The 14,360-nt window shown below is 44.4% G+C and carries 13 protein-coding genes and 1 riboswitch; of the genes, 6 read left to right on the top strand and 7 right to left on the bottom strand.

Annotated features, from left to right (window positions below; translation table 11 throughout):
• Nucleotide 1: 1 nt before the first annotated feature.
• Together OU793_RS01695 and OU793_RS01690 are read left to right on the top strand one after the other, a co-directional pair.
• Nucleotides 2–310, top strand: coding sequence for a monooxygenase (locus tag OU793_RS01695; RefSeq protein WP_021452923.1), 309 nt, complete (start codon nt 2–4; stop codon nt 308–310).
• A gap of 7 nt (nt 311–317) precedes the next feature.
• On the top strand, nt 318–689 hold the full coding sequence (locus tag OU793_RS01690) for a hypothetical protein (RefSeq protein ID WP_031855359.1): 372 nt from the start codon (nt 318–320) through the stop codon (nt 687–689).
• Nucleotides 690–753: 64 nt separating this feature from the next.
• Here the strand turns inward: OU793_RS01690 and OU793_RS01685 are convergent, their stop codons facing one another.
• The 4 genes from OU793_RS01685 to nfsA all read right to left on the bottom strand — a co-directional run bounded on the left by OU793_RS01685 (nt 754) and on the right by nfsA (nt 5,717).
• The gene (locus OU793_RS01685) at nt 754–2,913 is read right to left on the bottom strand and encodes a polysaccharide biosynthesis tyrosine autokinase (RefSeq protein WP_159404233.1); all 2,160 of its coding nucleotides are present in this window, start codon (nt 2,911–2,913) and stop codon (nt 754–756) included.
• Nucleotides 2,906–3,382: a low molecular weight protein-tyrosine-phosphatase gene (locus tag OU793_RS01680; protein WP_031830954.1), complete on the bottom strand. Its 477-nt coding sequence runs from the start codon at nt 3,380–3,382 to the stop codon at nt 2,906–2,908. The genes OU793_RS01685 and OU793_RS01680 overlap by 8 nt, the downstream gene beginning before the upstream one ends.
• A 72-nt stretch (nt 3,383–3,454) precedes the next feature.
• The gene (locus OU793_RS01675) at nt 3,455–4,576 is read right to left on the bottom strand and encodes a polysaccharide export protein (RefSeq protein ID WP_025541783.1); all 1,122 of its coding nucleotides are present in this window, start codon (nt 4,574–4,576) and stop codon (nt 3,455–3,457) included.
• Between the two features lie 418 nt (nt 4,577–4,994).
• The gene (gene nfsA, locus OU793_RS01670) at nt 4,995–5,717 is read right to left on the bottom strand and encodes an oxygen-insensitive NADPH nitroreductase (protein WP_025592495.1); all 723 of its coding nucleotides are present in this window, start codon (nt 5,715–5,717) and stop codon (nt 4,995–4,997) included.
• Nucleotides 5,718–5,912: 195 nt separating this feature from the next.
• On the opposite strand from nfsA, the gene OU793_RS01665 reads away from it, so the two are divergent.
• Together OU793_RS01665 and OU793_RS01660 are read left to right on the top strand one after the other, a co-directional pair.
• The gene (locus OU793_RS01665; RefSeq protein ID WP_005458325.1) at nt 5,913–6,554 is read left to right on the top strand and encodes a MarC family protein; all 642 of its coding nucleotides are present in this window, start codon (nt 5,913–5,915) and stop codon (nt 6,552–6,554) included.
• A 181-nt stretch (nt 6,555–6,735) separates the two neighbouring features.
• Nucleotides 6,736–7,608, top strand: coding sequence for a patatin family protein (locus OU793_RS01660; RefSeq protein WP_005458402.1), 873 nt, complete (start codon nt 6,736–6,738; stop codon nt 7,606–7,608).
• Between the two features lie 70 nt (nt 7,609–7,678).
• Here the strand turns inward: OU793_RS01660 and gbpA are convergent, their stop codons facing one another.
• Nucleotides 7,679–9,142, bottom strand: coding sequence for an N-acetylglucosamine-binding protein GbpA (gene gbpA / locus OU793_RS01655; protein ID WP_140103460.1), 1,464 nt, complete (start codon nt 9,140–9,142; stop codon nt 7,679–7,681).
• 100 nt (nt 9,143–9,242) lie between these two features.
• A riboswitch (cyclic di-GMP riboswitch) is annotated at nt 9,243–9,347 on the bottom strand.
• Between the two features lie 425 nt (nt 9,348–9,772).
• Nucleotides 9,773–10,753, bottom strand: coding sequence for a rhodanese-related sulfurtransferase (locus OU793_RS01650; RefSeq protein ID WP_020838242.1), 981 nt, complete (start codon nt 10,751–10,753; stop codon nt 9,773–9,775).
• A gap of 325 nt (nt 10,754–11,078) precedes the next feature.
• Between OU793_RS01650 and OU793_RS01645 the strand changes: the two genes are divergently transcribed.
• Nucleotides 11,079–11,567 carry a GNAT family N-acetyltransferase gene (locus tag OU793_RS01645; protein WP_025509297.1) on the top strand — a complete coding sequence of 163 codons (489 nt, stop codon included), beginning with the start codon at nt 11,079–11,081 and terminating at the stop codon, nt 11,565–11,567.
• 76 nt (nt 11,568–11,643) lie between these two features.
• On the opposite strand, the gene OU793_RS01640 is transcribed toward OU793_RS01645, so the two are convergent.
• Nucleotides 11,644–12,939 (bottom strand): alpha/beta fold hydrolase, encoded by a 1,296-nt coding sequence (locus tag OU793_RS01640; protein ID WP_140103462.1) that lies wholly within the window; start codon nt 12,937–12,939, stop codon nt 11,644–11,646.
• 210 nt (nt 12,940–13,149) lie between these two features.
• On the opposite strand from OU793_RS01640, the gene OU793_RS01635 reads away from it, so the two are divergent.
• Nucleotides 13,150–14,307, top strand: coding sequence for a D-alanyl-D-alanine carboxypeptidase family protein (locus tag OU793_RS01635; RefSeq protein WP_140103463.1), 1,158 nt, complete (start codon nt 13,150–13,152; stop codon nt 14,305–14,307).
• Nucleotides 14,308–14,360 lie beyond the last annotated feature (53 nt).

Below are 14,360 nucleotides of genomic sequence, written 5' to 3'. Positions count from 1 at the left end.
GATGGCGAAATTATTGCAAGTTGATTTTGAATTTCATGGTCCGTTTGGTGAAGAGATGTCGAATGCTCTGATCGATTTAGCGAAATCAATTAACCAAGAACCGGGCATGATTTGGAAAATTTGGACGGAAAGCGAAAAAGACAAACTCGGTGGTGGTATCTATCTTTTTGAAGATGAAGCCACGGCGCAAGCTTATCTCGAAATGCATGCCGCACGCTTACGAAAAATGGGCGTAGTCGAAGTACGAGGTCAAATCTTCGATATCAATGTGCCGTTAACGACGATCAATCAAGGGCCTATTGGAGGATAAGGAGATGATGACCAACCGCACTTTTCTAACCGTTCATGGTGTCATATATACGGTATTCGCTTTTGCGTTGTTTTTTGTACCAACCATGATGTGGCCGATGTATGGCGTACAAATTAACGACCAATACGCGCTGTTTTTATCGCAACATACGTCGATCTTTTTAGGTGGAATCGCTGCGGTGAGTTTGATGCTACGTGATGTGGAACCTAGCAACACAGCCAAGCAACTGTTCAAAGCGCTGTTGGCCACGAATCTCTTAGGCGTGTTGATCACTACTTACGCTGGTATTACAGGTGTGTTTGTTGGCTTTGGTTGGAGTGACCCAATATTCTTTGTCTCGCTCAGTTTGTTGACGTATAAGCAATTAAGAGTGCAATAGAAAAAGCCCTGCTGTTTCTAGCAGGGCTTTGTCATATTTGGTCAAATTAGCGATCTAGATTAATTCATGATTCGCTTTTGTACGCGTAGTTGTAGTAGCCGTATCCATAGCCGTATGAGTTAGATGCTTTTTTCTCAACCGCATTGAGAATCACACCTTTAACTTCTACACCTGATTGCTCGAAGCGACCGCGTGCTACCTCAATTTCTTTCAATGTCGTTTGGTCGAAGCGAGCTACCATCAATGTGGTGCCAGCAAGTGCACCAACGATGCTTGGATCCGTTACTGCAAGTACAGGCGGTGTATCGATGATGACTAGATCGTATTCTTTTGATACTTGTTCTACAAATTCAACAAATCGTGGATGCATCAAAAGCTCTGATGGATTTGGTGGTACTTGACCGCGAGTAACCACATCCAAGTTTTCAACTTGACTTGGTTTGATTGCGGTTGCTCGATCAATTTTTCCACTTAGTAAGTCAGATAACCCTTGCTCTGCTGTGAGACCAAAACATTGCTGTAAATAACCTTTTCGCATGTCAGCATCCACCAAAAGGACTTTTTGACCCGTTTTAGCCGCAACGGCAGCAAAGTTGGTTGATACGAACGTCTTACCAATGGAAGGCGCTGGGCCTGAAATCATTAAGACATTGTTTTTGGCTTCCAACATTGCGAAGTGTAAGCTGGTTCGAAGTCCACGTAGTGCTTCAATTGATAGATCTGCTGGATTGGCATTTGCTAAAAGAAGTAAGTCTTTGTTGTTTTTGCGTTTTAGCTTGTTCGCGACTTCCAATTGTTGTGCCGATTTAGGAACACTTGCATATACAGATATTCCAGTTTGCTCAATTACATCAGGAGAAGTCACTCCACGATGAAATGCGGTTTTTACCAGAACAAATGCGACAGCTACCATGCCTCCAAGAAGAGTAGCCAAAACTACAATCAAAGGTTTTTTCGGCTTAATAGGAACGGCGTAAGATTGTGCATTGTCAATAATACGCACATTACCCACGGTGCCAGCTTTTATGATATTTAGCTCTTGAACTTTATTCAAAAGTTGGATGTAGATTTGCTGGTTTACTTCGACATCACGAGTCATACGCAAGACTTCGCGCTGTGTTTTTGGCAGTTTTTGAACTTGTTTGTTAAGACGCTCTTTCTCTTGCAGTAATGTCTGACGTTTGTCTAACAGCGATTTATAAGCTGGGTGGTCTTGGGTGAATTTTTGACTGATTTCACTTTCTTTAAATGTTAGCTCATTAAGTTGGGCTTCAAGTGCCACCATCACTTTTAGAGTAGATTGTGCTTCGAGATTTAAATCTATAGATTCGTTTTCTTGTCTAAAACTGTTCAATGTATCTTCTGAAATAGTTAGCTTGTCCTTAATCTCGGGTAAATGACCTTTAAGGAAGTTGAGGCTCTGCTCAGCTTCAGCTGAGTTTCTTCTAACATTCTGCAAAAAATAGTTTTGAACAACATCATTTAAAACAAGCTGATTGTGGTCTGGGTATTCACCTTCAATACTTAGAGATACAATACCTGTTTGACTACCTCTCTCTGAAATAGAAAGTTGTGAGGCTAACTTGTTGATAGCATCTAACTTGCTTATTTTACTTATTGTAAAAGTATCTTCATTTTGAGCATTGAGCTGGTTCACTTTTACACGATAGCCATTCATCTCAATTAGTTGACCAACTGAACCAGAAAGTACCATTTGGTCTTCAAGCATCAAGCTGAATTGACCTTTCTCGATGTCTGTAGCAATCAGTTGATGAGATAATCCTCTAGCCGTTCGAGGTACTTCAAACGTGGTCAAAGAAATGTAGTTTTGAGTACCGTTGATTCGTGCTAGACCTTTACCAACAAAAGGTAAGCAATCAGGAGTGGCAATGGTTGTTAAGTTAAACTTATCAACGGTATCGCCAAGAATCATTCTCGATTTAATTATTTCAATTTCTGTAGTTGCAGATGATTCGGCAGAAAAGAGTTCTCCCATGTCACCGACCATCGCCGAGATACCACCTGAACTCTTCTTTTCGATTTGTATTAACGCGTCGGCTTTGTAAATCGGAGTTGATAGCAACGCGACCGCGATACCTAATGTTGCAAAAAAGAGTGTAATGCTGATGATAAACCATTTCGCGTCTATCAATATGCCGAAGAGCTTGCCTAGGTCGATCTCATCATCAGCAAGAGCAGATGATTGTATTGTTTGGTTAGCCATTATTTTTTATTTCGCCAAGTGATCTGAATTTATATTTTTTTGCCCATGCATGAGCAGCATTTTCAATCAGAGATAATGCATGCTCAAAGGCTTCTCTACTCTGTCTGTATGGATCTGGAATATCCACGGAACCTATCCAGTGACCAAATAACATTGCTTTACCTCTAGCCTCCGGTACCAGCTCCGTCAAAGCATCGATATGACCTTGTTCCATCACCAATATTAGGTCTTGCTTTGCGCACAACTGAGCGGTTAGCTGCTGTGCTTTGTGGTCTAGCAGGTAGATACCACGTTCTGACGCGACAAGTCTGGCGGTTTCATCTGCTGGCTTTCCGGTTAGGCGACTTTTTTCTACGGCAATACCCGCCGAAGAAATCTGTTTATCTGGGAGTAGTTGCTGTAGTAACCGCTCTCCTGTGGGGGAGCGACAAATATTACCTACACACACGACAAGAATGTTCGAAAACATGTTTTGCTCCTTCTTATAGACAACGTTTGAATGACTTGTTTGTGTTCAAACAAGCCCTTCAGAATGCTTTTCCTATGGCCAAGTCCTGACTCGAAGGACGCCTTCTGTAAGTTCATTGAAGCCTGAGATGGTAGGTACTAGCTGTGCAATAACGCGATTCCAACGACTGATAGGCGCCGCAGTGACATAAACGATGTCATACGGTTTGAGAGCAAATTCAGTACCAATAACGAGCGCTGCCGCATCGGAGACATCAAGTTGATATATGTCGCCCAGTGAACCTGCGTCTTGTGACCTCCTAATTACGAATACACCTGTCGCATCCGCTGATATCTGATTTATACCGCCAACGTTACTCAGAGCTTCCGTAAGGCTCATGCCAGCGCGATCTATTTTCAGTAGTTTAGGGTCGTTAACTTCACCCATAACGAAAACCTTTTGCGAATCATTTCTTGGCACATGGATGATATCACTTGGTTGAAGTAGCCTATTTTCAGTGAGGTCGCCTTCTTGCATCAGCGCATAAAGAGATATGTTTTCAACAATGCCGTTTCTTGTCAGTGTTACATTTTTCCAGTCGGCGTTTTCGGCTAATCCACCTGCACGGTTAATTGCATCTAACAAGGTAAGTGGGATATTGGTGATTGGTTGTTGTCCCGGATTATTTACCTCACCAGTTATGTAGGATTTTTTCGAACGAAAAGCGGCGACGCTGACATCCACTTGAGGACTTTCTATGTACTTTGCTAATCGACGAGAAATATCTGCACGAATTTGACGAACGTTTTTACCCGCAACTTCAACAATACCTATATATGGATAGAAGATAGTACCATCAGCATGTACCCAGTTACCCGCTTCAGCAGAGCTGCGATAAGAACCAGCTGGAATAGTTAGTTCTGGGTGATCCCAAATAGTAATGTTTAGTATATCTCCAGGGCCAACCTCATACTCATAAGCGCTAAGTTGGCGATCTAGCTCAGGGTTGGATTTGGCTTCTATTCCCAAACTTTTAAGTTGAGATACTTTATCAAGTGTAAGTGGAAAAACATTGAAATCAGAAGTGCGACTAACATTGCTGTCTTCGACGAAGTTTTTTCCATCTGTGGAAAGGTGACTACCGGGTACAGTACATCCAGAAAGAAGTACTGAGGAAAGCACTAAACTAGCTAGCTTTTTATGTTTGAAATTCATGCTTTTTCATTCATCTGACGTAAAGAGCGAGTTGCTGGTAGCAACATTCTTCTCCAGAAAAAACTTCACAACATAATCTTATAGGCACCACTTCTTTTTATTTATAAAGCGCTCAATAAGGAATTGGTTGCATCTGGAGACGCGAACTCTAATGAATTTCAATGACTAGAGCAATAGACAGAAATTCAGCAAGTGTCCAGATAAATATCGTATTTTTATGTTTTTATTTACAAGATTTCATATTGTGGATAAAAAACTTGTTCAATTAGCTCAAATTTTGTTTATTAGCTCTATATGTAGTGTTTTCTTTCTAAAATACAACCAAGAAAATCTACCGACTAATTATCTCGTTGTATTAAATAGGATTATCAATAATGTGACTCATGTCTCGTTTTTGTTTCGTTGTCTTTCAGCATGGTCACTTCTTTGCTAACCCCTTCCCATTCAAATACGGAAGAATATGCGGACGAGACTCACCTGCTAACTTGCTCGTAACTTCTTGTGACCACGTACTTTGTTTTTGATTGCTTGAGCGGTTTGCATAGTAGTTCTGCATCGTTTGGTCGTATGCTTGAATGTCATCTAAGTTGAGATCTTGGTACTGGTTCTCGTGCACCACCACGTGCGCAGGTAGGCGAGGTTTAACTTCTGGGTTTTGATCTGGATGGCCCAAACACATACCAAATAGGATGGCGGTATTCTGGGGTAGCCCCAGTAGCTCATCCACTTGTTGGGCATTGTTTCTTAAGCCGCCAATGTATACGCCTCCCAACCCCATAGATTCTGCTGCCAATAAGCAGTTTTGAGCCATGATTCCTGAGTCTACGGCGCCTATTAGCGTTAACTCTGTGAAATCGGCTTGAACATCAGGATTAATACTGGCGTGACGCTGGTAGTCGATACAGAACACCAAGAACTCTGCCGCGTTTTCAACGTATGCTTGATTCCCTGCAAATTTCGCTAGTTGCGATCTCTTCTCTGTGTCCGTGACTCTAACAATTGATACTACCTGCAACATACTGGATGAGGATGCGGCAAGACCCGCTTGAAGGATGGTTTCTAGTTGCTCTTTATCGATAGGCTGTGAGGTAAATTTACGAATGGAACGGTGGCCAAGAATGGTTTGGATCGTACTGTTCATGATGACTTAACATCCTTTGTTCTATTTTTAGGCTGAGCGTTCACCTTAGCGGTATTTAATGAATGGGTAAACTATCGCGAAAGAAAAACTGTGCCTTAGAGCATAAGTTTGAGGTCAGACTGGGGAAACGGCGCGCATTCTGTTTGTGAAGGTATATACTGTTTTTAGAATCAATAGTTTATCTACGTTGGAAAGATGAAAGAGCTGATACTTCATACCGTCACAGTATTCATGGGGTTCTTTGCGATCATGAATCCCATTGCCAATATTCCTATCTTTTTGAGCCTCACGGCGGATGAAGATAAAGAGACCGTTCGATCAATAGCACTTCGTTCGGTGTTTATTGCTTTTGTCATCGTGGCTATTTTTGCCATCGCAGGAAAAGTGATTTTCGACCTCTTTGGTATCACCCTTTATGCGCTGCGCATTACTGGGGGAATCTTAGTCTTCATGATTGGTTTTAATATGTTGCAAGGAGATTCCACGCATCAAAAAACCAAGGAAAAAGCGTATTCGCCTGCGCAGCAACAGGCAGCCTTGAGTATTGCCGTATCACCGTTGGCGATGCCAATACTCGCGGGGCCGGGTACGATTGCGACAGCGATGAACTTTGCGACCACAGGAGGTTTTGACCAAACCATTATTACCATCGTTTCATTTGCGGTTCTTTGTATCATCACCTACATATTGTTCCTGTTTGGGGACAAACTGGTCAAAGCGGTAGGGCCTAGTGCTTTGAATGTGGTGACAAAAATGATGGGCCTGATTTTGGCAGTTATCGGCACCCAAATGTTCATCGATGGTGCTGGCGAAGCCTACAAAACCGTATTTGCCTAACTCTTCCTATATTTCCCAAATCCACACTTGTGTTGCGTCATAAGTGTGGATTTTTTGATCTTTAGTTTTCACTTTCTAAGGCAGAAATACATAGACTTCACCTATCTCAATAATAAGAATAACCAATTGTTGCTAATGCACGAATTTCATTACTCTTTTCCGAGAAATTAATGGGGGAAACATGGCAACGAAAGCAATTGTAGTGGAAGGTGGAGCGATGCGCGGCGTCTTTGCCAGTGGCGTGTTAGACGCATTTCTAGAGCGAGATTATAAGCCATTTGATTTCGCGATTGGTGTGTCGGCAGGCGCATCTAATTTGATTGGTTATCTGACCGATTACCCGCACCGCAGTATAAATGTGATTACAAAGCTCGCGACCAGTAAGCGCTTTTTCGACCCGACCCGCTTCCTCAAAGGTGGCGATTTGATTGATGTGAAATGGCTGTTTGAAGAGTCCAACCGTTTGTATCCCGTCGATGAGAAAAAGCTTTTTGAAGGCATTCCATTTTTTGCGGCCACCACTAATGTGGACACAGGTAAAGCGGACTACTATCGAGTGACGCGAGAAAATTTCCATCATGCGATAGAAGCGACAACAGCATTGCCGATTGCTTACAAACATACTCCGTGTTTTTCTGGTGGTTGTTATACCGATGGTGGTGTGGCGGATTCTATTCCGGTTCGAGAAGCTTACCGAAGAGGAGCGCGAGACATCACGGTTGTGCTATCGCACCCGCTGAATTACTCCAAAAAACCAGTAAAAAATACTTGGTTAATGAACAAGTTGTTTGCTGAACATCCTAAAATGGCAGAAGCGATGTTGCATCGTTCAGAGAACTACAATGAGTCCTTGGAATTTATCCGCAATCCACCACAAGGAACCCGCGTGAGAGTGATTGCACCGCCGGATGAATTTCATGTGCAACGCTTGTCGATGCGCCAATCCGTTCTACTCGAAGGGTATGAAATGGGGCTTCAAGAAGGCAGAACTCATATCACCAATCTGTCTGGTGGTTATGGTTTAAGTCGAGAAAACTGCCACTTTTGTCTTTAACTCGCAGTTATTGATAAAGTAAAAAGAACCCCGCGATTTTCGGGGTTCTTTACGTCTATCGTCTGCGAGATTAGTTCAGTTTATCCCAAGCCATTTCCCAGTGTGAGCCTGTCGCTGGCTCAAATTGTGTTGCACTCTCACTCCACTGTACGCAGTAGCCAGAGTAAGGGAATGGTTTACATTGATAAATCGCGCCGTCGCTTGCCAACACTTTTGTACCTGCTGTGTAGCTAGAAAGCCCCTCTGGGAATACAAAGTCGTATTCGCCTGATGGTGGTGGGGTGACTTCCTCACTTTTTAGATGGAAATCCAGCGTTTGCTGATCGACAAGGTTGCCATCGGTATCTTTAATGCGGGTCACTAACATGTGGTGCCCCGGTTCTGATTTGCTCAGCGTGAGTTCTACTTGTTCGCTTGCACCATCTTGAATGGAACCCGTCCAACTTGCTAGTGGTTCGCGATGATGATTGTAAACCGTTAACTCGGCGGTTAAGTCGCCCTCTGCGGTAAGAGTGAGGTCTAAAGAGGTTGGCTCTGTAGCAATTATGTACTCACTGGCAAGACCATCAACCGTCAGTGAATAGTCAGGTACTGGCGTTTCAATATTGTAGCCAATTTCAACACGTTCAAGGCCACTGTTTGATTGCAGGTAAATTGGGTTCGTGCCGTACACTGGCGTGAACTTGTCTTCCGAATATTGACCAGCTTGAAGCTTAGTTTGCTCTTGGTTGATTTTACTCGCCAAGGCGTAAGACCAGTTTTTCGCTTGAGTGAGTGCGTCGTTACTAATTGCTAGTTCAGTGCGGTATGCAACGTTCTCACCAGATTGATCAAACACGCGAGTGTAAACCGAATCGCCAACCTTTAGATTCATAGTAGGGATGATTTGGCCACCTTGAGTCCACTCAGGAATCACAGGGGCGTTACCATCAAATTTGACATCGATAACGTTGTAGAATGATGCAGCGGTATCACCCACATCCCATACCGCAAGGATGACATGGTACCCTTCGCGTTCAGGCACGTTACATTGGTGGCTCATCTGTTTTGGTGGTTGAACCATATTGCCTTCAACTACACAGAAAGGGTTGAGATCGAACGAGTCGCGTGACAATGAAGCGTTCGGGTTCCAATTCGGTTTTGTGATGTAGTATTTCCAATCACGAGTCACGTGGTTTGCTGTAAAAGTCCATTCAAACGTTTGTGTACCAGATTTTATCGGACGTTTTACCCAGCGGTCGGCGGTTTGTTCGTCTAGTGCAGCTGCTAGAGCCGTTTCTGCACTGGCAATTTTACCGTCGCGAGGGCCTGTCTCTGGGAAGCCATCTGGGCCTTCGACGCTTTGTGGTTCATATTGAATTGCGCCACAGTTAGTGTTTCTTTCATTGGTATCCGATGTTGGGTACTTACACAGCGCTGCACGACTTGCTGCGACGCCATCGTTGGATTCCGATACGTAACCGTGTGCTAAGACACCAGAGCTCATGCTTGCGATAGCAAGGGCAACGAGCGATTTATTAGGGAATGATTTCATTACACGTCCTCTTGTTTGGCTGACAAATGAATGCCACAACTCGGCGCATGCAGAGCACTCTCGTCCGCATCTGATTGGAACTCATTAGATACAGATAGAAAGTGGCAACCCCGCTATCTTAAGCACTAATGTTGACTAGTTAAGCAGTGCTGGAAGACCGGAAGCTTTGCGTCCCATCCTTTCGAATGGTTTGCCGAAATGTGATTGAGCACTCGGAATGTAGCGTATGAATCTGCGCAAATAAAAATAATTCATCTCCTTGTGGAATCGTTCTCGCAATTTAATATCTATTTGCTAAATAAACGAATGACCTTTGTAATTGTGTGTAATTTAACTATTTGAAAATATTTATTTTTAGGTGTTTTTGATTGATTTTGTGAATGAAATTCTGGGCATTCTATTGGTATGATTTTTGAGTTTTTTTGCTGCTAACACTGATGAGGGGGAGTGCTCAGGGCTAAGTGTGACTGTGCTCTTGGTGAGGTTTTTTAGGTGTGTTTACTGTTGTCGAGTTCGATTTGAAACGTAAATGTTTTGCTTGAATCTTAGTGGGGGAGTGAATAAATAGTGATTGTAAAAAAAGAGGGCGAGCCGTATGGGTTACGGCCCGCCGAAAGCCTATTGAGTCACTTAAGCTTGTTTACGTTGAGCTGCTTTTTTCGCTAGCTTTGCTTCGCGTCGCTGCGCACGTTGCTTAGCACTTTCACCACCAACGTGCTGCTCGCCTCGTTGATCGGCTAATGAAACTTGCTTTTCGCGCTCGCGGAATCGCGCAACTTGCTCTTCTGAATGTTTGCCGTGACATTTCGGGCAGCTCACGCCTTGCTCAAACAATTCAGACTGCTTGTCTTCTTCTGTGATCGGTAATCGACAAGCGTTGCACAAATCGTAATCGGCTTTCTCAAGCTGGTGGTTGACAGCCACACGACCGTCAAACACGTAACAATCGCCTTCCCACATGCTCTCTTCTTGTGGAACTTCTTCAAGGTATTTAAGAATGCCGCCTTCTAGGTGGTAAACTTCCTCAAAGCCTTGCTCTTTCATGTAAGCGGTTGATTTCTCACATCGGATACCACCTGTACAGAACATCGCAACTTTCTTGTGTTTTTCCGGATCCATGTTTTCTTTCACATAGTCTGGGAACTCTCGGAACGTTTCAGTATTTGGGTTTACAGCCCCTTTGAAGGTGCCGATTTCGATTTCGTAATCGTTGCGAGTATCCACCACAAACACTTCTGGATCGGCGATCAAATCGTTCCAATCTTGAGGTTTCACATACGTACCCACCACATGGCGAGGGTCGATGCCTTCAACACCCAATGTCACGATCTCTTTTTTCAGCTTCACTTTGGTGCGGTTGAATGGTTGCGTTTCAGAGTAAGATTCTTTGTAGACCGTGCCCGTTAAACGAGGCTCAGTATTTAGCCACTCAAGCAGCGTATCAATACCCGCGCGGTCAGAGGCGACCGTACCATTGATACCTTCCCCAGCCAGCAGTAACGTGCCGCGAATATGGTGTTTTTCCATCAACGCAAGTAATGGCTCGCGTAGCTCTTGATAGTTATTCAGCTCCACAAACTTGTACAGCGCACAGACTACATACTGACTCATGAGATTTCCTTTATAAAAACAGGTGGTCGATGACCTTTAAATTTTAGCGGCTCGGAGTATACCTGAGTAAATTAGTCGGAAATACGGACAAAATTTACGGATATTCTTGTCCGAAGAGAGACGATGCTGGATGGCTAATCGCTCGGCAGCGAGACAAATCCGGTATGTGTTCAAACTCTTGGCAAAAACAAAAGGAGGAAAGGGAAATCAAACTCGACATGGTTGGTTGAAATTTGTACTGTGGCTAGGCTTTATATTTCTACCTAAATAGGTGATGAGCGAAAGCCAAAATGACAATAAAACCATCAGTTAGCAGGAAAAGGACATGCAGCAGTTTCACATCAGAAGGCTGAGAGAAGAAGATATCCCTTTACTCAAAGGATTATTGGTAGAGCTCGATACCTCTCACTATGAAGCCGAGCCTAACTTCTACCGATCACCCGAGGAAATGGCGCAGCTAAGGGAAGAACGTGGCGTCTTTGACAAATATTTCGATGACAGCATGATCGCCTTTATCGCTTGCTCACATCGACAAGTCGTTGGATTTATCTCTGGTACCGTTCGAGATATTGACTCGATGGTTTCTGTTGCAAAGCGCGTTGGCTTCGTTAACGAGTTGGTGGTCTCGGAAAGTCACCGCAACTTAGGAATAGGCTTGTCGCTCATGGACAAAATCGAAAGTGATTTGTGCAATCAAGGTATTGAAGAAATTGGTTTAACCGTCGCATCGTTTAATCATGAAGGCGAAGATTTCTATCATAAGATGGGTTATCGCGTGATGACCAAAATGATGAGCAAAAGAGTGAACGACTGATCGCCATAGTTCATAAACCGCTATAAACGCCTTTTCATCAAATACTAAAAAGGCGTTTTTCTAACGTCTGCCGTGCTTATTTCAACGCAGCTGCGGTCTGTTTACCCATGGCAATGAGCCTGTCGAGAATGCGTTCACCGTCGGCACGCAAACCGTTGTGCTCGTACTCGTTGGTGATCCACGCTTTTGAATTTGGGATTAACGCGAGCGTCTCTCGGCTGATATCCATTTCAACAAACATATCATCGGCGTAAACGGCGCAACTGACAGGCACTTTATTTTGAGCCAGTTGAGTTTGATCGTACAGCGCAGCCCAATCTTCTTTCGCGGCCAATATTTCTGCGGCGTCTTTTAGTGGCTTGAGGTTGACGTATTGGTCGAACATCCACGGGAAGACCATTTCCCCCGTAAAGTAAAACGGCTGGCCAGGTTCATAATTAAACTCTGTTCGGGTTTGGCGAACACGGTGCGCACTCCAACTCGACGCAAAGCCTTGGCAGTAAATCGATTCATGCAAAATGGCGTAGATCGGGTTGGTTTGGAAGTTTTGCTGCGCCAACATATCGTTCAAGAACTCATAGCGAAGTTGTGGTTTGCCGTTCACTTCAATCAACGCGCTTTCTAGCCAATAGTAAGTTGGCAAGAAAGTATCACTCACACCAAAATTGATGCCGATTTGTTGAAATTGTTCCACCGTGAAGCGTTGACCATTTGGTAGGTACTCTTCATTTTCCAGCAAGTGATTCGCAATGTTTTGGCAAAGTTGTTGCGCACTTGGAAATTGTTGGAAGAACGCTTGGTTTTTCTCCATGGTGCGTTTGAAGGTGGCTTCATACACATCGTCGGCATGACGCGAGACTGATGGCACGCCACCTGTAATGTAGCTTTGTAACAAGCTGTCTGGGAACAAAGACAAATAGGTGAGGGAGCAAAACCCACCAAAGCTTTGACCTAAGATCGCCCATTTTTCGACGCCAAATTGCTCACGAATGTATTCCGCATCACGAACAATGTTGTCTGCGCGGAAGTGGCTCAAGTAGTCTGCTTGTTGCTGCGGTGTGAAATGAGCCAGAGTCTGATGATTAATCACCGAACTATTGCCCGTACCGCGCTGGTCGAGGAGCAAAACTCGGTACTCTTGCAGCGCGCGCTTTACCCAGCCGCTATTGCCGTTTTGACGCGGAGAGGGAAAGCCCGGCCCGCCCTGAAAGTAAACCAACCAAGGTTTGGTCGATTCTTCATCGCCGACTAGGCAAACCGCACGGGCGAAGATTTCAATGGTGCCTTTGCTCGCGTCTTGGTAATCCAGAGGAACGGTAAAACTGTGGGGAGTGTAATGCAATCCTGCGTCGATAAATGATTGAGCGTTCATTGTTATCTTTATTTCCTTATTGAGGGGTAGCGCTACTTTACTGCGAATAGCATGAAGAACCAATGCTATTTCCCAATCGCCTCTTCAGTTCTATACCTTGGTCAAATCAATGTAAGTTCAAGAAAATGAAACGATTAGCGACTGGTGCAACTGGTTGAGTGAGCTATGCTCAATAGAGTTGCGACAAAGTAAGAGCATGGAGGAAGTCGGATGAAAGTGTCACTGGCTCGATGGACAATTGTGACTTGTTTAATAAGCGTACCTACTTTTGCCGTTGTTACGCCCAACCCACCTCAGTTACAGGCAAAAGGCTACGTATTAATGGACTTTCAATCCGGTGCCATTATTGCCGAGTATAACGGGCGAGCAGGCCTTGCTCCGGCGAGTTTAACCAAGTTGATGACCGCTTATGTAGTTGGACAAGAAATCAAAGCGGGGCGTTTGAAATGGGATGATGTTGTCACCGTGAGTGAAAACGCGTGGTCGGCCAAGTTTCCCGGTTCTTCTAAAATGTTCATCAAACCGAAAGATGAAATTAGTGTTGCGAACTTAATGCGCGGCGTGATCATCCAATCAGGAAATGACGCGTGCGTTGCACTGGCTGAGCACGTTGCAGGTAGTGAACGCGGCTTTGTCGCCTTGATGAATGGTTGGGCGGAGAAATTAGGACTGCAAGATACCTATTTTGTGAACTCCCATGGTCTTGATAGTGATGGCATCCAAACCTCACCAACCGATATGGCAAAACTCATGCAGTCGATCATCAGCGATGTTCCTGATGTGTATGCGCTATACAGCGAGAAAGTCTTCAAGTGGAACGACATTACACAGTACAACCGCAATAAATTGCTGTGGGACAATTCCATTGATGTCGACGGGGGAAAAACCGGCTACACCAGCAATGCGGGATACAGCTTAGTGAGCTCGGCCAAAGAAGGAAGAATGCGCCTTATCTCGGTGGTGATGGGCACGCCGAGTAAACAGGCTCGGATCAGCCAATCGAAGAATCTACTCAGCTATGGTTTTCGTTTTTATGACACCAAGCAAGTTGCTAAGCAGGGCCAAGTTGAGTCTAAAGTTCGCGTTTGGAAGGGAAATGCCAATCAAGTCGAAGCGATCTTCGCTAAAGATGCCTATCTCACTCTGCCTCGTTCAATGACGGCTGGGCTTGATAAGAGTGTGGTGTTAAATGAACCGTTGATTGCGCCGATCGCGCAAGGAGATGAGATTGGTAAGGTCGTTTGGAAAAGCGATGACAGTACCGTGGCGAGTTATCCCTTGGTCAGCAGCCAAGCGGTAGAAGAGGGCTCGTGGTTCGCTCAGCTTTGGGACAGTCTGGTGCTGTGGGTGAAATCGTTCTTTAACTAGAATAAAAACGAGCTTTTTTGTTGATGACCGGCCTGTGGGTGAAATCGTTCTTT

Origin of the sequence: Vibrio sp. VP6 (genome assembly GCF_028823755.1) — a bacterium.
Classification (GTDB): domain Bacteria; phylum Pseudomonadota; class Gammaproteobacteria; order Enterobacterales; family Vibrionaceae; genus Vibrio; species Vibrio parahaemolyticus.
This window is presented reverse-complemented; position numbering and strand designations above follow the sequence as displayed.